Annotated in this window: 16 protein-coding genes; 10 read left to right on the top strand and 6 right to left on the bottom strand. The window is 38.6% G+C overall.

The window, feature by feature from the left end; all coding sequences use genetic code 11:
* The first annotated feature begins 237 nt into the window (after window positions 1-237).
* The 5 genes from Q0192_RS07435 to Q0192_RS07415 all read left to right on the top strand — a co-directional run bounded on the left by Q0192_RS07435 (window position 238) and on the right by Q0192_RS07415 (window position 4,109).
* Window positions 238-1,530, top strand: coding sequence for a M56 family metallopeptidase (locus Q0192_RS07435; RefSeq protein WP_299288375.1), 1,293 nt, complete (start codon window positions 238-240; stop codon window positions 1,528-1,530).
* 20 nt (window positions 1,531-1,550) lie between these two features.
* A complete protein-coding gene (locus Q0192_RS07430) occupies window positions 1,551-2,666 on the top strand; it encodes a TlpA disulfide reductase family protein (protein WP_299288374.1) in 1,116 nt (371 codons plus the stop codon).
* A 195-nt stretch (window positions 2,667-2,861) separates the two neighbouring features.
* Window positions 2,862-3,260: a hypothetical protein gene (locus Q0192_RS07425; protein ID WP_299288372.1), complete on the top strand. Its 399-nt coding sequence runs from the start codon at window positions 2,862-2,864 to the stop codon at window positions 3,258-3,260.
* Entirely contained in the window at window positions 3,235-3,576 is a 342-nt protein-coding gene (locus tag Q0192_RS07420) for a hypothetical protein (RefSeq protein WP_299288369.1), read from the top strand. Before Q0192_RS07425 ends, Q0192_RS07420 begins: the two co-directional genes overlap by 26 nt.
* Window positions 3,577-3,596: 20 nt before the next feature.
* On the top strand, window positions 3,597-4,109 hold the full coding sequence (locus tag Q0192_RS07415; RefSeq protein WP_299288367.1) for a transposase: 513 nt from the start codon (window positions 3,597-3,599) through the stop codon (window positions 4,107-4,109).
* 48 nt (window positions 4,110-4,157) lie between these two features.
* On the opposite strand, the gene Q0192_RS07410 is transcribed toward Q0192_RS07415, so the two are convergent.
* Window positions 4,158-4,568 carry a helix-turn-helix transcriptional regulator gene (locus Q0192_RS07410; protein ID WP_299288364.1) on the bottom strand — a complete coding sequence of 137 codons (411 nt, stop codon included), beginning with the start codon at window positions 4,566-4,568 and terminating at the stop codon, window positions 4,158-4,160.
* 116 nt (window positions 4,569-4,684) lie between these two features.
* Between Q0192_RS07410 and Q0192_RS07405 the strand changes: the two genes are divergently transcribed.
* The 5 genes from Q0192_RS07405 to Q0192_RS07385 all read left to right on the top strand — a co-directional run bounded on the left by Q0192_RS07405 (window position 4,685) and on the right by Q0192_RS07385 (window position 8,429).
* Window positions 4,685-4,945: a hypothetical protein gene (locus tag Q0192_RS07405; protein ID WP_299288361.1), complete on the top strand. Its 261-nt coding sequence runs from the start codon at window positions 4,685-4,687 to the stop codon at window positions 4,943-4,945.
* Between the two features lie 579 nt (window positions 4,946-5,524).
* The gene (locus Q0192_RS07400) at window positions 5,525-5,866 is read left to right on the top strand and encodes a DUF6249 domain-containing protein (RefSeq protein ID WP_299288359.1); all 342 of its coding nucleotides are present in this window, start codon (window positions 5,525-5,527) and stop codon (window positions 5,864-5,866) included.
* Window positions 5,867-5,872: 6 nt separating this feature from the next.
* Entirely contained in the window at window positions 5,873-6,415 is a 543-nt protein-coding gene (locus tag Q0192_RS07395; protein ID WP_299288356.1) for an RNA polymerase sigma factor, read from the top strand.
* A gap of 11 nt (window positions 6,416-6,426) precedes the next feature.
* A complete protein-coding gene (locus tag Q0192_RS07390) occupies window positions 6,427-6,780 on the top strand; it encodes a hypothetical protein (protein WP_299288354.1) in 354 nt (117 codons plus the stop codon).
* A gap of 113 nt (window positions 6,781-6,893) precedes the next feature.
* A complete protein-coding gene (locus Q0192_RS07385) occupies window positions 6,894-8,429 on the top strand; it encodes a TlpA disulfide reductase family protein (RefSeq protein WP_299288351.1) in 1,536 nt (511 codons plus the stop codon).
* Window positions 8,430-9,160: 731 nt separating this feature from the next.
* Here the strand turns inward: Q0192_RS07385 and tpiA are convergent.
* The 5 genes from tpiA to Q0192_RS07360 form a co-directional block, all read right to left on the bottom strand.
* Window positions 9,161-9,931, bottom strand: a complete 771-nt coding sequence (gene tpiA, locus Q0192_RS07380) for a triose-phosphate isomerase (protein ID WP_299288377.1) — start codon at window positions 9,929-9,931, stop codon at window positions 9,161-9,163.
* A 187-nt stretch (window positions 9,932-10,118) separates the two neighbouring features.
* Window positions 10,119-11,177 (bottom strand): class I fructose-bisphosphate aldolase, encoded by a 1,059-nt coding sequence (locus tag Q0192_RS07375; protein ID WP_299288347.1) that lies wholly within the window; start codon window positions 11,175-11,177, stop codon window positions 10,119-10,121.
* A 262-nt stretch (window positions 11,178-11,439) separates the two neighbouring features.
* On the bottom strand, window positions 11,440-13,827 hold the full coding sequence (locus Q0192_RS07370; protein ID WP_299288345.1) for a phosphoketolase: 2,388 nt from the start codon (window positions 13,825-13,827) through the stop codon (window positions 11,440-11,442).
* Between the two features lie 443 nt (window positions 13,828-14,270).
* Window positions 14,271-15,923, bottom strand: a complete 1,653-nt coding sequence (glgP, locus tag Q0192_RS07365) for an alpha-glucan family phosphorylase (protein WP_299288342.1) — start codon at window positions 15,921-15,923, stop codon at window positions 14,271-14,273.
* Between the two features lie 125 nt (window positions 15,924-16,048).
* On the bottom strand, window positions 16,049-16,777 hold the full coding sequence (locus Q0192_RS07360) for a GntR family transcriptional regulator (RefSeq protein ID WP_299288339.1): 729 nt from the start codon (window positions 16,775-16,777) through the stop codon (window positions 16,049-16,051).
* Window positions 16,778-16,856: the final 79 nt, after the last annotated feature.

Raw genomic sequence — 16,856 nt, 5'->3', positions numbered from 1 at the left:
AACATTAGCCCGTGCCGCCTGATTTGGCTAAAGTCCAGCTAAGAAGCTGTTTAAAAACGGATTTATAAAAATTATATAAATGGTTTTGGTACTTAAATTATGCTGATGGCAGTGGGTTTCAGTGCAAGTAATTACTTGTTATCACGTCCAAACACCAGTAAAATTAGTACATAACATTTTCAAATTATCGTTTTTAAACAGCTTCTAAAAGTACAAATAGTATTCACGATACTATTTTTGCTTTACTACACATTTTTTCGCAAGGAAAAGTTCCTGGTTATTAACCGATTTGTCTTAATTGGGATAATTGCCATTGCGTTCGCATTGCCGGTACTCCCTACGTTCCATTTAAATGGCTTCGGTATCAGTCCGCTACACCCTCCTGTTGAAACTGGTAATGTATTTCCTAAATTCACTGTGGACAAGGAGGGACAGCGTATTTTGATAGATGCTTATAAGCCTGTTAAAGGGAACAATTATCCGAAGTTGCTGATAATGGTTTATGCTATAACATCAGCCATTTTGCTAATCATCTTTTTTGCTAACTTATATAAAGTGTGGACCATCATCAGGACGAGCCACCGACATAAAGTCAACGGGATAATTTATTGCGAACCGGTAAATAAAACCGCCCCGTTCTCTTTTTTCAACTTTATTGTGGTATCTAAAATTACGTTCAATACCGAAGAGTATCAGCAGATCATCACACATGAAAAAGCCCATTCTCGCCAGCTGCATAGTATTGATGTATTAATAGCCGATTTAGCCTGCATACTGCTTTGGATAAATCCTTTAATTTACCTTCACCGCAGACAACTCAAATTAAACCTTGAATTTTTAGCCGACGAAGCCACATTAAAATCGGGCATTAATGCACTGTATTACCAGTATAATCTGTTGCACTATTCAGGAATGCTGACTGACTACCCATCGATGAACACATTCCTTACTTCAAAAATGAAAGAACGTATTATAATGATAAATACAGAACGGCCGCAAATGAGCAAAAGCTATAAATACATAATGCTCATGCCTATGATCTTACTGCTTTCCGTTTTGACAGGCTTCAGGGAAGAGGCATTGGCATTTACAGAGAAAACCATTTTTGCTCAAAAGTTAAGTACCCTAAGCAGCAATCCACAGGAAACCACGCAACCACAATCTGCGAAAAGCCCTAACAAAGTAAAGCGTGAAATTCATTCACAGGTTTTACCTTCCGACAAGCAGCCTATTCAAAAATACTTTTCCGTTTCAATAGATGCCCGTACCGATACGGTAAAATTTAGTTTGGTTCCTGATACTTTAAATAGAAAGTTTAAAGGAATTTACGTGATAGGTGATAAGGTATTCTCTGATGATGAGATAAGAGCAGCCCTTGCACCGTCCGGTAAGCTTCAAATGGTTCTCGCTAATCAACCAATTATTGGGATGTATACCGCCAATGACAGCAGTGCAGTTAGAAGATGGGGAGAACAAGCCCGACCGGGAGTCGTTTTTGTAACTGCACGACTCGAGATACCCAGCCAGTAACCACTTTCAAACCACATAACATGAAAAATTGCTTTAAATTTTTAAGGCTCGCTTTGCCCTGCATTCTAACGTTGTTTGCAGCAATAACATACGCTCAAGTAAAACCGAAACGCTTTTTGCTCAAAGGCGTAATTAGCGGAACGGAAGACGGAACCAAAGTAATGCTATTTGATATAGAGGGGCAAAGAGTAATTGACTCTGCCAATACTGTTAATGGTGCTTTTGTACTGCAAGGCCAAGTAGAAAGACCAACTGCTTGTTGGATACGATGCAAAAATGAATATGCGACAATTCAGGTAGAAAATACGTTCATGACCTTTACGTCACCACTTAAAGAAATGAAATTGAACTTCAGTGCGCAAGGCGGTAAGGAGCAGTCACTGCAAAACGAGTTAGACAATTTGCAACGTGGTTATGAGCGTATTTACACCTATGCCTACGATAGCCTTAACAATAAGTTATACCGTGACACAGTACAAAAAGCACGGCTGGTAAAGGAGTTTAACAAAGCGCAGGACACATATATGAATATCTACGTGGCCTTTGGCCAAAAGCATATCAACTCCTACCTAGGGCTGGGTATTGTTTATCGTAATCGGCAACGCATCCCGAAAGATTCGCTGGCTATGTTGTATAGCAGCTTGCCTCCTGCACTTAAAGGTACTAATGATGCGCGCGCCCTTCAAACTTATTTAACTAAGAAACTAGCAGGCAAAGGCCAACCTTTCATAGATTTCGAGGTTCGCACTATTGAAGGCCAGCCATTCAGACTTTCCGATTTGAAGGGCAAATACATTTACCTTGCATTTGGCAGCTTTAGCTGTGGTCCCTGCCGAATGGAAAACCGGGAAATAGCCAAACAATATAATAATCTAAGTAAGCATGTAGCCATTGTAAACTTTTCGCTGGATATTAATCAAAAAGAATGGAAAGCCGCCGCTAAACTTGACAAAATCATTTGGTATAATGTATCAGATATGGCTGGGATGGCTGGCAAAGTAAAAACGCTTTATAATGTACAAGCCATGCCAACTTCCTTTTTGATCGATCCTAATGGTGTGATCATTGAACGTTTTGACGGTTATAGCGATGAAAACATCACAAAAATAGCAGGGATAGTTTCAAAAGTGAAATAGAGTTATTAATGCAGGATTCCCTACTAAGCTTTATAAGCTAACAGCATTAATAAACTCGCTTAGCTAAAGAGCCGGAATAATTCCGTTTTCTCAAGTTTGAAAAATTAAAACTGTGGCATGGATACCAACATAAAGATCATTTCAGACATAAAGAGCTTTATTAAGCTCTCAGCTACGAATACGGATTAAAAAAAGATGTTTACCGTTTCTGAAAATGACTTTTCACGCAATCGTAAACTTGGGTTTGAACGATTGGTATTAATACTGATTAATTTTTTCCGAAAAAGCTACAGCATTGAAATTGCCGATTTTTATCGTTTGATAAACAACGAAGAAAGCAAAGTGACAAAATCTGCTTTTTGCCAACAGCGAATGAAGATCAAAGACCTATTTTTTGCTTGTTTAAACGAGATATTAGTAGAAAGTTTTTATAGGCATTATGCCGAACAGGTTAAGCGCTGGAACGGCTTCAGGCTTATTGCAATAGATGGCTCTATAGCGTGTTTGATCAATAAAGAAGATAACATCTCACTTTGGGACACAGGGAAACCATATCAAAGAAATGACAATGGGACAGGTTCTGTCCGCTTTTGATCTTCTTAACGGCATCACGATTCGGGCGGATATGTTCCCAATTAAAATGGCTGAACAAAAATTGGCGCAACATTGGATGTCATTTTATTCGTCCGATATGTTATTGATATATGACCGTGGTTATCCTGGCTTCACCAATTTCTTTCTTCATCAGAACAAAGAGGAGCCTCAGGCATTTCTGATGCGTTGCCCTTTAGGCTTCAGCAAAGAAGTAAAATCGTTCGTAAACGGTGCGCATAAGGACACGATAAGTTTCTTCAGAGCCAACAAATATTCCTCGGAAGAACTTACAAGCAAGGATTTATCGTCCCTGTAGGGTCAACCATTGATGTGCGATTGATTAAAGTTATACTTGATGATGGCACTGTAGAGGTTTTAGCTACAAACTTATTCAACAACACAGATTACCCTCATGATGTATTTAAGGAGTTATATTTTGCGCGATGGGGAATAGAAACTAAATACGATACGATTAAAAACCAGTTACAATTGGAAGCTTTCAGCGGACAAAAGGTTATCACCATTATGCAGGACTTCTTTATCACCTTTTTTCTTTCTAACCTACAGGAGATTATAGCCAAACCCTGCCAAAGCCAGTTGATCCGAATCAACCGGGATAGGAAGGGCAACTATAAAATCAATCGAAATATCGCGTTTGGAATGATGAAAAACAGGATTGTAGAAATATTTATGATCTACAACCCTGAAAAAATCCTAGAAAGTTTGGAAGCATTATTTATACAGCATATTGAACCGATTAGACCCAACCGAAAATATGCTCACAAACGAATAACGGTCAAAGCAAGAAGCAAATATCAGGCATTAACTAACTATAAAAGAGCAATATAATCTTAACTTAATGACATTGGTCTTAACCCTATTTGTAGAATTGAATAATTACTGTTTGCCTTTTATAAGTTCGTTCTTTTCTTTTTCAGCCAGTAATAAACGTTCAAGTAGTGCGATTTTTTTATCGTACAGTGTCACAATTTTTTCTATCGGGCTAAAATTATAGTAATGACCATAAGAGGCGGCATGGTCATTATAGGTATTTGCGATAAAACTAATAGTTGCCTCATCACTATAGTTTTTAATGGCTTCGCTATTTACACCAAGAACTTTTGCGATCTTATCTAAAATGTCATCGTCCAAAACTTCGCTTTGTTCCATGCGTGACACAGATTGCTGACTAACACCTAATTCTGATGCAAGATGTTCCTGTTTGATCCCACGTATTTCCCTGATACGGCTTATTTTCCGGCCTATATGTGTATTTGAGGGTTTAGTCGATGCTTCCCATAAGACCAAATATACAAAGTTCCTAATTGGTAAGTATAACGTGCGTTGGGTGAAAAACCTGTTAATTGGGTTCTTTACGCAATTCAACTTTAAAAAATTTGGAACGATAAACAAAGCGGTGAGACATGAAAGTAATTATAAATACCATTAACTATTATCATATTCATGATAATAGTTACCATATCGACAACAGGTGCAATGAATGTAGTGCCAAGCATTCGGGCATAAAAACAAGTGACGAAGATCTCCATGATTTCGCGCCACTTGTGGTCGTTAATGGCCACGATAATTATAACCCGTTAATATCAGAATTAAAAGCCCGCATCTTACAAAGCGAAAATGAAATAAAGGAATTGCTGGATAAACTCAATAACGAAAGTGAATAGTCTGATTCGGTATGCAGCTGAGGCAGGCGGTTCCATTACATCACCTTTTATCACACTAAATTCATTTCGCCGCCAGCCTATCCTCCGCTGGCAGGAGTGAAATTCGTTCCTCATAACACATTTGCCTTTCCCCCTGCTTCGAATATTATTTCCCATTTCACCGCAACCGGCAAAGTTACCGACCGGCGGATGAAACGTAAAGGCTGTACAAGCGAAGCATTTTAATTTGTTTTTTAGCGGTGCTTCGGCCTTGACATTTCATCCGCCTTTCGCTTTTGGTGCCTAAGTGTTGAAAATGGGAGGGTGTGTGGACTGATTGTAGATGTTGCTAAAATGAATTGGTACTGTTCTCAAATGTATGATGACTATAAAACTCAGTCATATTTTATCAGAATGTAAACGTTATAGCTGTAAAAATTGAAAATAAGCTATTCGGATTTATCAATTTCTATGGCCCGATTTAATACATCATGCATTCAGAAACACAACCAATGAATTTAGTATTTTATGTTACTTAAAATAATTGTAACCTTTTTATAAAAAAAATAATCCAATGACTACAAGCAACGATTAAAAATTATGGAAAGCACAGCAATTTTGGGACTAATAGGGATAACTTTTTGCATTTGTATTTTTCTGGCCTGGTATTTCACACATAAGGCAAGACACCAGGAAAGACTTATGATGATTGAAAAAGGTATGAATCCTATTGAAGAATTAAATAAAGAAAGCGCAGTAAAGTCAGCTTTGTTTAAATTGGGAATTGTAATAATAGGTCTGAGTATAGGATTGGCTATTATAGGAATACTTGTTGAATTTCATTCTTTAGGCAGATCCAATGCAACCCCGATGAGTATATTGGGGATATGTGGAGGAGCCGCCTTAGTTATTGCTAATCGTTTATCTTCAACTAAAAAGTAATTATCCATGGATGATGTTTACGTGGAAAAAGTTTGTCAGGGCGATACAGAATCCTTTAGGTATTTTCTAAAAAAATATAAAGACATGGCTTTTTCTCTATCAGTTTCCATCCTTAAGGACGAATTTATAGCAGAGGAAGTTGTTCAGGAATCATTTATAAAAGCTTTCAATGGAATTAAGTCGTTCAACTCTAAATCAAATTTTCGTACCTGGTTTTATCGTATTGTTTTAAACGAAGCTTTTCAGCGGAGAAAGAAAATTAAAAGGGAGTTTATAGAATTTCAACCGGAATACAATGAAGAAATCGTAGATGAAAGCATCTTATTAGCTCTTGATAAAGATGAACAAATACACAATATTAATGAAGCACTAAAAATGCTTCCTGATCGCGAAAGCGTGGTACTAAGGCTTTTTTACCTGGAAGAAGAAAGTATAAAAGATGTGTGTGAAATTACCGGATGGAGCGAATCTAACACGAAAGTTATTTTACATCGGGCTCGTAAAAGCATGTTATATGCCTTAAATAAATTAATAAAGTTAAACCATTAAATATTTTTCTTATGCCAAATCAGTTTCCAAAAGATCAGTCGTTTTCTGAAATGATGAAAAAGAGCATGCTGGCAATGCCTTTCAACGACTTTGAAGAAAGAACAATAGCCCGGATTCATAAGGAAAATATCTTAAAAGGCTCTACGTCAAAATACAAGAAGCTCGCACTACTCTTTTTTATCATGGGTACAGGTTTTGGATTTGCAACAACGTACTTTTTATCCTTACCAAAGACAAGTATTGTTGGTATTCCCTCAGATACCGTATTACTTGTGTGTCGTTTGAATTATGTATTCTTAATTCTTACCCAATTAAATTCTATTCTTAGGCTTTTCTCAAAGTCTGGTGATTACCGCTTTACCTAACATAAGACAAAACGACTAATCAAAATTTAAATTAAAAGGAGCAATTGTGCTCTGGTATGAATTGCTATGCCTAATCATATTCGGCTTTACAACTATAATTAAATTATACTGACATGAAAAAAATACAACTTATTTTATTATTGCTCATTTGTACAAAAGTAGGCGCAGGCCAACAATTAACACTTACCGGGACTGTTAATGGAGCAACAAAGCATGACTCCATTGAGGTAAATGTGCCATATGGTGGGGAGTATTGGAAAAAAAATTCAATTTATTTAAGACCTGACAGAACCGGCAGCTTCCATATTTCTTTTCCTTACCATGCTGAGAAATTTATAATATTGACTTATAAAGAAGGTAGACAATGTTTGCTATTAAGCCCGGGCAGGCCATTGCATGTTAATATCAATGTCAATAAGCCGCAGCAAATGTTCACCTTTTCGGGAAAAGCTAAAACAGAAAATGACTTGATAAAAAAGCTAAAATTGGAAGATGAGCATAATCTTTCATTTATAAAGGAGCTAAAATCAAAAAACTCTTATGCAAATTGGTCTGTAGATTCTGTCATCAATATAAAGCTTCCGGTAATAAAGTACAGTCTTGACAGTACCCAGCGATTAGTTCATCAGGCAATGTTGCCGCTAACATTAGAAAAAGCAATTGCCACGGAAGTAAAATATTGTTATGCTAATGCAGTATCCCAGAACTTAGGCGATTTATTGAACAACCGTAAAAATCGAATTAGTTTTAATACTCATTTCATAGATACGGTTTTGTTAGATTTTAAAATACCAACAAAAGATGAGCTGAATATAAGCACAAGTGCTAACTTGTATTTAGATAGCTATTTCAGGTTTAAATTATGGAAAACGGTTTACGATTATCGTACAGAAAAGAATAAAGAACATGCCGATAGTATATTTATAATCAATACAGGAGTAAGTTATAAGGATCTCGAAAATGATCCTGACAGAACTAATGAGGTATATCTTTTTTCTACACGCATGAAAACTATTTTACCCCCGTATGCATGGGAGAAGCATTTAACTAACTTGCTGTTTAGTTTTTGTATGTCAGGGCAATTACAGTCGGCTGCTAAATTATTGCATTTCATCAAAACCAATTGCACTAATAGGCAATATATAATGGCATCAGAAAAAATGTTTGTACCATTAAAGGTATCAAGAGATCAATACGCGAGCAATATAAATATCAAGATCAGACCAGACTACAAAAATACATCTTCATTAAAAGTTCTTTTAGCGCCATATAAAGGCAAGGTTGTTTTTATAGATATGTGGGGTACATGGTGTCCGCATTGTATAGAAGATATGGTTTTCGAACCCGCATTGAAAGACCGATTAAAAGGAAAGGATATTGTGTTTTTATATTTAGCAAGGGATGAGGATAAAGATGATGAGGTATGGCGCGATTTTATCTTCATCAATAACCTTACCGGCGAACATATTCGCCGTACCGCCGTTCAAATAGCCCCATTATGGAATGAACTTGGGATTCCTGATAGCAAACAGGCTTATCCGCACTATTTTATTTTTGATAGATCGGGAAAGGTAATGGTTAATAACGCCAAACGACCAAGTGATGGGAACGCTTTATACCAGCAATTACAAGCAGCGTTGAATAAATAAATGCATATCTTCCATATCGCCAGAGTCGCAAATTTAGCCTACCGCCGGGTAAAAAGTAAAGGCTATATGAACGGGCAATTATGTTGTGTCTTCATTGGCTTGCCCGGCCTTGACATTTTACCCGGCTCGCGCTTTTTGTTGCTTAACTGGTTAAATGGAGTGGTGTGTGCTATGGCTTGCCGCAATGGTTAGCCACTAATTTTTTACTAAAAGCCAATTATTAAAATTGTACGATCATACAATGTTTTGTACTTTCATATCGTAAGATTTGTAATTTATTTGCATCAAAAAATGGTTGGTAATTCGGTGCGTAGTATATCGACAGCCATATAAAGTATTGTAAGTCAAGTGAGTTTTAATCGTGTTCGATTCCCCTACGATATTCAAGTAAGGCCATCTTTTTAATTGATTGCGATTATATTATTTTAAGAGCTAAAATCTTTGGATTTACAAAAATATTATGTAGTTTTATAATAATGCAAATGCAGCTAAAACGTATTTAAAAGTGGTGCGTAATTCGGTGAGTTAAATTTAAAAACACCCCTTGATATTAGATAAACGTTGATTTTCGGACAAGGTTCGAATCCCAGCGGGATCACTGAAAAGACAAAAGCCTTTAAAGTCTATGATTTTGAAGGCTTTTTTTAGTTCGATTAAACTATTCATATCTATCGCCTGCCTTGTTTAATGTGTTCCTTTTTCTGAATACCTACACCTGCCTACGCCAACAATTAGCTCCTGTTAAACACGTTTACAATAGCTACAAAATCCCTTGATTTTAAGGAAGCACCTCCTATTAGCCCGCCATCAATATCAGGTTTTGCAAAAATGTCAGCAGCGTTTTCAGGGTTAACGCTGCCACCATATAAGATAGAAATCCTATCTGCTGCAGCTTGCCCATATTCAGCTGCTATTTGGTTACGGATAAAAAAGTGCATTTCCTGAGCTTGTTCTGTACTTGCCGTTATGCCCGTACCTATCGACCAGACAGGCTCATAAGCTAAAATCAGTTTATCAATTTGTGCCTCGTTCAAATGAAACACGCTTTCAGTCAATTGCTGACTAATGACATCAAAATGTTTTCCTGCTTCGCGTTCCTTAATGGTTTCGCCCATACAAAATATAGGTTTCAGGTTGTTTTTTAGCGCGATGTCAATCTTTTCGGCTAAAAGTACGTTGCCTTCACCAAATTCCTGCCGACGTTCTGAATGGCCTACTATTACATAAGCTGCGCCAACAGAACGAACCATTTTTGCAGATACTTCACCAGTATGAGCGCCAGATTCACTTTGATGGATATTTTGTGCTCCAACAGCAGTCTTTTCAAAACCTTGCGCCAATTGCACTAAAGCATGTAAATGAATAAAAGGGCAACATATAATAACTTGCTGAATACCTGTAACCTCAGCTTTGACCCTATTGATTACTTCTGAAAACAACGCTAAGCCTTCTTGATAATCCAGGTTCATTTTCCAGTTTCCAGCCACTGTTTTTTGTCTCATTTGTAAAATAACGTGGGGGGAAATCATTAGGGCATGTTTAATATATTTTCCATGCTTCTTTTATCGCCCTAAAAATGGTAGTAGTATTTGGTTGTTGATTATTTGAGCCGATGCAAACACCAATTTTTATAGGGTAAAAGAAGCATTATTAATTTCTTGATAAAAAATCTAAACCGGTTCTGATTAATCAGGCTATGTCAATTTCTTTAGCCAGGTAAACATCCTGTATCGTATTTAAAAACTCAACGCCTTCAGCAAATGGCCGTTGAAACGAACGTCTTCCTAAAATCAACCCCATTCCGCCTGCACGCTTATTGATAACGGCGTTTTTTACAGAATCGGCCAAATCTGTTGCACCTTTTGATTCTCCTCCTGAATTTATTAACCCAGCCCTTCCCATATAACAGTTTGCTACCTGGTAACGGCAAAGGTCTATCGGATGATCGGTACTTAACTTGCTGTACATCATCGGGTCGCTCTTTGAAAAATTGATGGCTGTGAAACCACCATTTACGTCCGGCAGTTTTTGTTTGATAATGTCTGCCTGTATAGATACGCCAATATGGTTGGCCTGTCCTGTTATATCAGCAGCAGTTTCATAATTTATGCCATCTTTTTTAAAATCATTGTTACGGGTGTAGCACCATAATACCGTAGCCATGCCCAAACTATGTGCCTGCTCAAATGCCCGGGCAACTTCAACAATTTGCCTGTCTGATTCTTTTGAACCAAAATAAATAGTAGCACCAACCGCTGCGGCACCCAGGTTCCAGGCATCCTGAACAGTTCCAAACATAATTTGGTCGTATTTGGTAGGATAAGTAAGCAGTTCGTTGTGGTTAAGCTTTACGATAAAAGGTATTTTATGGGCGTATTTACGGGAAACCATGGCCAGGTTGCCAAAAGTGGTTGCCACTGCGTTCGAGCCGCCCTCCATAGCCAGTCTTACAATATTCTCCGGGTCAAAGTACATCGGGTTTTTAGCGAATGAAGCACCGGCTGTGTGTTCTATCCCCTGATCAACAGGTAAAATAGACACATATCCGGTTCCGCCAAGCCGGCCATGATTAAATATCGCTGCCAGGTTTCGCAATACTTGCGGGTTCCGGTTTGTCTGCAAAAAAATCTTGTCCACAAAATCCGGTGAAGGCGTGTGCAGCAATTCTTTTGCAAAAGTATTGCATTGATGGTTTAATAAGTTATCAGCATTACTGCCTAATAATTCTACGATTTTTTGAAATGCCATAAAAGTGTTTTTATATATAAAATGCAGCTTAACCTATTGTTTCACATCTGTTAAATAAATTCTTTTTTTAAGAGCCTGTTTTAAAATTCTATCGTGAAAATTTCCATGCTTCTTTTATGCCTATAAATTTTGATTTTTGTAATTGATGCTAAGTAAGAAAAGGTATAGCAATGACAATTTTTAGGTGATAAAAGAAGCATGGAAAATAAACTGAATATAATTTAAACAGGCTTTAAATAGAAAAACAAAACTTCTATAATCCTTATTTAACCCATTTCCAGTTCCTGATCTCCGGCATATCTTCGCCATTTAGGTTGATGTATTGCTTATGCTTAATCAGTTTGTCCTGCAATTTCTGCTTCAAGTAAGTGCCTTTGCTGCCGGTTTGCGGCAAACGGTCTATCGCATCCATTACCAGGTGAAACCGATCCATTTCGTTCAAAACCGTCATGTCAAAAGAAGTGGTAATCGTGCCTTCTTCTTTATAACCACGAACATGGAAATTAGGATTGTTGGTACGGTTATAAGTTAAGCGGTGAATTAACCAAGGGTAACCATGGAAAGCAAAAATGACAGGTTTGTTTTTGGTGAACAAAGAATCAAAATCACGGTCGTTTAAGCCATGCGGATGTTCGGATTTTCTTTCCAATTTCAACAAATCAACCACATTAATCACCCGGATCTTTAATTCCGGTAAATGCTCCCTCAATATGGATACAGCTGCCAATGTTTCCAGCGTTGGCACGTCGCCACTGCAAGCCATTACCAAGTCCGGTTCCTGGTCCAAGTCATTGCTTGCCCAATCCCACATACCAATTCCGCGCGTACAATGTGCCACAGCTTCATCCATTGTAAGCCATTGCGGCGATGGATGTTTGCCGGCAACAATCACGTTTACATAGTGATAGCTGCGCAGGCAGTGATCCATGATTGATAACAGGCAATTAGAATCAGGCGCAAGGTAAACGCGTACAATTTCTGATTTTTTGTTGATTACATGATCAATAAAACCAGGGTCCTGGTGGGTAAAGCCGTTATGGTCCTGGCGCCAAACGGTGGAAGTAAGTAATATATTTAAGGATGCAATCTTTCTTCTCCAGGGAATTTCCAGTGTCATTTTCAACCATTTGGCGTGCTGGTTAAACATGGAGTCTATAATATGGATAAATGCTTCGTAGCAATTAAAAACACCATGTCGGCCGGTCAACAAATAACCTTCCAGCCAGCCCTCACACTGGTGCTCGCTCAGCATTTCCATTACTCTGCCTATTGGGGCCAGGAATTCATCGTTTTCTACGGTTAGCGTATTCCACTGGCGGTTAGTCGCTTCAAATACTTCTTCCAAACGGTTAGAAATGGTTTCATCCGGGCCAAATATCCTGAAATTATCCTCATTGAGTTTAATCACATCACGCAGGAAACGTCCGCTTACATGCACATCCCCTTCACCAGTTACGCCATGCAAATTGACATTTACGGCATATTCCCTAAAATCCGGCATTTGCAAATCTCGCAGTAAAACACCACCATTGGTATGCGGATTGGCGCCCATACGGCGTTGGCCTTTTGGCGCAAGTGCTGCCAATGCTGTTTTTAGCCTGCCTTTTTCATCAAACAACTCTTCAGGTTTGTAGCTCTTCATCCAGCTTTCCAACTGTTGTAAATGACCTTCTGGACTTGATGCTGAAACCGAAAGCGGGATTTGATGCGAACGGAATGTACCTTCAATCTGTTGACCATCAACTATTTTTGGCCCTGTCCAGCCTTTTGGAGACCGTAAAATTAGCATCGGCCAGCGCGGACGTGTTGCATTTTTATGTTCAGCAGCGTCCAGTTTAATTTGCTTGATTTGATCAACCGCTTCGTCTAAAGCTGCTGCCATCAACTGGTGCATCAATTCCGGTTCAGAACCTTCTACAAAAATCGGTGTCCAGCCATAACCGCGAAATAACTGATCCAATTCTTCATGCGTTATCCTTGCCAAAACTGTTGGGTTAGATATTTTATAACCGTTGAGATGTAAAATGGGCAATACTACGCCATCGTTGAGCGGGTTCAGGAATTTGTTGGAATGCCAGGCGGTTGCCAATGGCCCGGTTTCCGCTTCTCCATCACCAACTACACAAGCAGCAATCAGTTCAGGATTATCCAATACTGCTCCAAAAGCATGGCTTAAAGAATAGCCCAGTTCGCCGCCTTCGTGCATGGATCCGGGCGTTTGTGGCGAAGCATGGCTGGAAATACCTCCGGGATAAGAAAACTGCATGAATAATTTTTTCAAGCCTTCCTCATCCTGGGTTATTACCGGATAAACTTCACTGTAAGTTCCTTCTAAATACGTGCTTGCAACAACTGCCGGCCCGCCGTGGCCCGGTCCGGAAATATAGATCATATCCAAATCATACTTGTTGATAATCCGGTTTAAATGCGTATAAATAAAGTTTTGGCCAGGCGTAGTGCCCCAATGCCCAAGCAACATGTTTTTAATATGTTCCAATTTCAGCGGTTCTTTCAACAAAGGATTATCGCGAAGGTAAAGCTGCCCGACAGCTAAATAATTGGCAGCACGCCAGTAAGCGTGCATGTTACTTAGCAATTCGGGCGAAAGCGGTTTGTTCTTGTTGATTTCGATTTCTAACACACTATTCATTTCCATATTTTTAAACTTAATGTTTGTTCTTAATTTATTCGACCTAATCAGCAGTCAAGGTACTTACTATTTTTGCGATCATCAATTCTTCATCTGTCGGGATCACCCGAACGGCGATGCTTCTTTTATCGGTAGAAATTTAGGTGTGCATTTTTAAGGTTTCGCTTTTCATTGCTGTTGCGTCTTAAAAATCTCAATCCTTTATAATAATTCAAATCTCCAAATTCCAGATCAGAACTGGCATGATGTAAATCAATCCTATAAATGACTTTCATCACATTTGAAAAAAACGGGCCAATCAAGTTGATATTAATTGAATATCCTTGATGCTTCTTTTATCACCTAAAATTTAGTGGCTGGTTGAAACAGCTATTTTATAGTGTTAAAAGAAGCATTAATATTTATAAGATGACCTGGAAGGCGATGCCTTATATTCAGTTCGCCTAAACCTTATACATCAGTTCGTAATACTCTTGGGCTAATCTGCCCGATTCAAAGGAAGGATATATATCTTCTGCTGCTTTTTTAACCATGCTTAACCATTTCGCTTGATTGCCATAATAGGTTGGCAATACGGTACTTTCCAGCATATCCATTAAATGTGCGTTTTCTAACGTGTCCTTTTCCACTTCAGAAAGCTGTAGGTCTGCCGGTTGTATCACAAAGCAATTCTCACCATCTTTTGCAAATTCCGGCACCCAGCCATCTGGCAACGACAAATTTATTGTACCATTCATAGCAGCCGTCATTCCACTGGTTCCAGAGGCTTCATGATACATCTGCGGGTTGTTTAGCCATACATCAGCTCCTTTTTTTAATAAGGCGGACAATTCCAGCTCATATCCGGTAAGTACTGCACAATTGGCAAATGGCTTTGCCCTGGTAATGATCTGGTTAAACAAGCCAATAGCGGAAGTGTCTTCCGGATAAGGCTTTCCGGCCCAAATAATCTGGATAGGATATTGTGTGCTGCTCACCAGCGTATTAAACCTCACCCAGTCGTACATAATCAGGTCCGCACGTTTATAGCCTGCATATCGCCTTGCCCATACAATAGTTAGTATATCTTCATTAAATAACTTTCCGCACTGGTTTGCTACAATTTTAAAGAGTTGCTTTTTAAGTTCTTTTTTACGGATTACAATAGCCGAGTCTTCATTTTCGCTGATTGCTTTGCCCATAACAGCATCCGTCCAGTAAGTTTTATTTTGCGCGTTGGTAATCGAAGTAATTTCACAAATACCACTATTGCTGCCCCACATCTTTCGGGCTATTTCTCCATGTAATTTCGAGACAGCATTAGCCTTGCGGGCAAATTTAAGTGCGGCCAGTGTGTAATTAAAGTTATGGCCTTCCAAGCCCAACAGAAATTTTACCTCATGCTCCTGCAAATGATAAAAGAAAGACATTTCTTTCAGCAAACTAAAGCTATGTTCTTCGTTGCCTGCCATTTCGGGGGTATGGGTAGTAAAAACCACACGCTTTTTAACCTCTTCTAAACTTTTTAATTTGGCATATAGGTAAAAGTTAAGCGCTACCGCATGTCCTTCGTTCATGTGATAAACATCAGGAGTGAGGTTCAGGCTATCCAGCAGCATGGCACCGCCTATTCCTAAAACGATACTTTGTGCTATACGTGTTGCCTCGTTGGCATCATACAAATGATGTGTAATTGAACGAGAGAGATTATCGTTCTCAGGTATATCCGTACTTAATAAGAAAAGAGGGGCTGAGCCAAAAGTTTCAGGTTTTAGTAACCAGGCTTTTACGTGTACCGGCGAATCATGAACGGGTACAGTAAAAACAAGGCCGGTATCCTGTAAAAAGGAATATTCTTTTTCAATAAAATCCGGTTTCATTAAAGCATTGGCATCTCTTCCCTGGTCATAATAACCATATTTCCATAACATACCGATGCCCATCAGGTTCTGCTTTAATTGATACGCACTCCTTAAATGCGAACCGGCCAAAAAGCCTAGACCCCCGCTATAAATCTTTAACGACTGGTCAATGGCAAATTCCATAGAAAAGTAGGCGGCCAACAATGAATATTGGGGATCGGGCTCGTATCCGAAAACTTCTTTTTTAGTAATCATATATAGATCAAAATTAGGTGTAAGTGTTCAGAAAAAGTCTGCTTAAGATCAAGCATAAGAAATATATTAAACAAAGTTAAAACAGCAGCCCGTTTTTCTCAACAACCGTAATAAACTTTCGTAAATTACCGGGTGCTTTCTACGGTATAAATAAAACTGTCTGCCTTGTAATAACCTAAATTGTATTCAATCGGCCTTTCGCCATGGTCAAAAACATATCTTTTCCGAAAAAGTACGGGGCTGCCGACAGCGATCTTTAGTTTATCTGCAATAAAAAGGTCAGCTGCTTTGGCGCTGATTTCTTCTTTGGACAGTGTGGCTATAACTGAATGTTCATTTTCTAAAAGTTCATACAACGGCTTTTTAAAATCCTCTTCACCGGTAAGGCCAACCCGCGGATGAAAATAAGATACAAAATAAACAAAGGGTTCGTTGGGTTTTCCTCTCACCCTTTCCAATTTTAAAACTTGGCGGTCTGTTTTTATTTCAAAAAACCTGGCCACTTCTTCGCTTGGAAAAACCTGGCTTACCTGAAGCTCAAAATTTTTGATCGGTATGCCCCTTAATTTCATTTCCTGAGAAAAACTGAGCCAATTGTTTGATTTAGAACTCACTGCTGCCTGGGCAACTTTGGTTCCGGCCCTTTTTTTACGTACCAGCAGCCCTTCAAAAACCAGTTTGTTGATAGCCTGCCTTAAAGTAGTACGCGAAATGGCCAGTTTTTTTGCCAGTTCAACTTCGTTCGGCAGGTTTTTCCCGTTTTGATAATCTTCTTCTGCAATTAATTTTCTTAACAATGTTTCAGCTTGTGCGTGCAGGGGGACAGGGCTTTTATGGTCTATAGAATAACGCATACCTTTTAATTAACTGCAATAATAAATAAATCTGCATAGACGAATAGAAACATTTTGGAGAGATCAACTGGCAATTGAT

The sequence above is a fragment of the uncultured Mucilaginibacter sp. genome (assembly GCF_937859865.1).
Classification (GTDB): Bacteria; Bacteroidota; Bacteroidia; order Sphingobacteriales; family Sphingobacteriaceae; genus Mucilaginibacter_A.
The sequence above is the reverse complement of the archived record's forward strand: the minus strand, read 5'-3'. Positions and strand labels throughout refer to the sequence as shown.

Bases quoted from the DNA above. Each gene is read 5' to 3' on its own strand.
- Q0192_RS07385 (WP_299288351.1), top strand. From the start codon at position 6,894: ATGAAAAAAATACAACTTATTTTATTATTGCTCATTTGTACAAAAGTA.
- tpiA (WP_299288377.1), bottom strand. From the start codon at position 9,931: ATGAGACAAAAAACAGTGGCTGGAAACTGGAAAATGAACCTGGATTAT.
- Q0192_RS07390 (WP_299288354.1), top strand. From the start codon at position 6,427: ATGCCAAATCAGTTTCCAAAAGATCAGTCGTTTTCTGAAATGATGAAA.
- glgP (WP_299288342.1), bottom strand. From the start codon at position 15,923: ATGATTACTAAAAAAGAAGTTTTCGGATACGAGCCCGATCCCCAATAT.
- Q0192_RS07360 (WP_299288339.1), bottom strand. From the start codon at position 16,777: ATGCGTTATTCTATAGACCATAAAAGCCCTGTCCCCCTGCACGCACAA.
- Q0192_RS07375 (WP_299288347.1), bottom strand. From the start codon at position 11,177: ATGGCATTTCAAAAAATCGTAGAATTATTAGGCAGTAATGCTGATAAC.
- Q0192_RS07370 (WP_299288345.1), bottom strand. From the start codon at position 13,827: ATGAATAGTGTGTTAGAAATCGAAATCAACAAGAACAAACCGCTTTCG.
- Q0192_RS07420 (WP_299288369.1), top strand. From the start codon at position 3,235: ATGGGACAGGTTCTGTCCGCTTTTGATCTTCTTAACGGCATCACGATT.
- Q0192_RS07400 (WP_299288359.1), top strand. From the start codon at position 5,525: ATGGAAAGCACAGCAATTTTGGGACTAATAGGGATAACTTTTTGCATT.
- Q0192_RS07425 (WP_299288372.1), top strand. From the start codon at position 2,862: ATGTTTACCGTTTCTGAAAATGACTTTTCACGCAATCGTAAACTTGGG.
- Q0192_RS07405 (WP_299288361.1), top strand. From the start codon at position 4,685: ATGAAAGTAATTATAAATACCATTAACTATTATCATATTCATGATAAT.
- Q0192_RS07395 (WP_299288356.1), top strand. From the start codon at position 5,873: ATGGATGATGTTTACGTGGAAAAAGTTTGTCAGGGCGATACAGAATCC.
- Q0192_RS07430 (WP_299288374.1), top strand. From the start codon at position 1,551: ATGAAAAATTGCTTTAAATTTTTAAGGCTCGCTTTGCCCTGCATTCTA.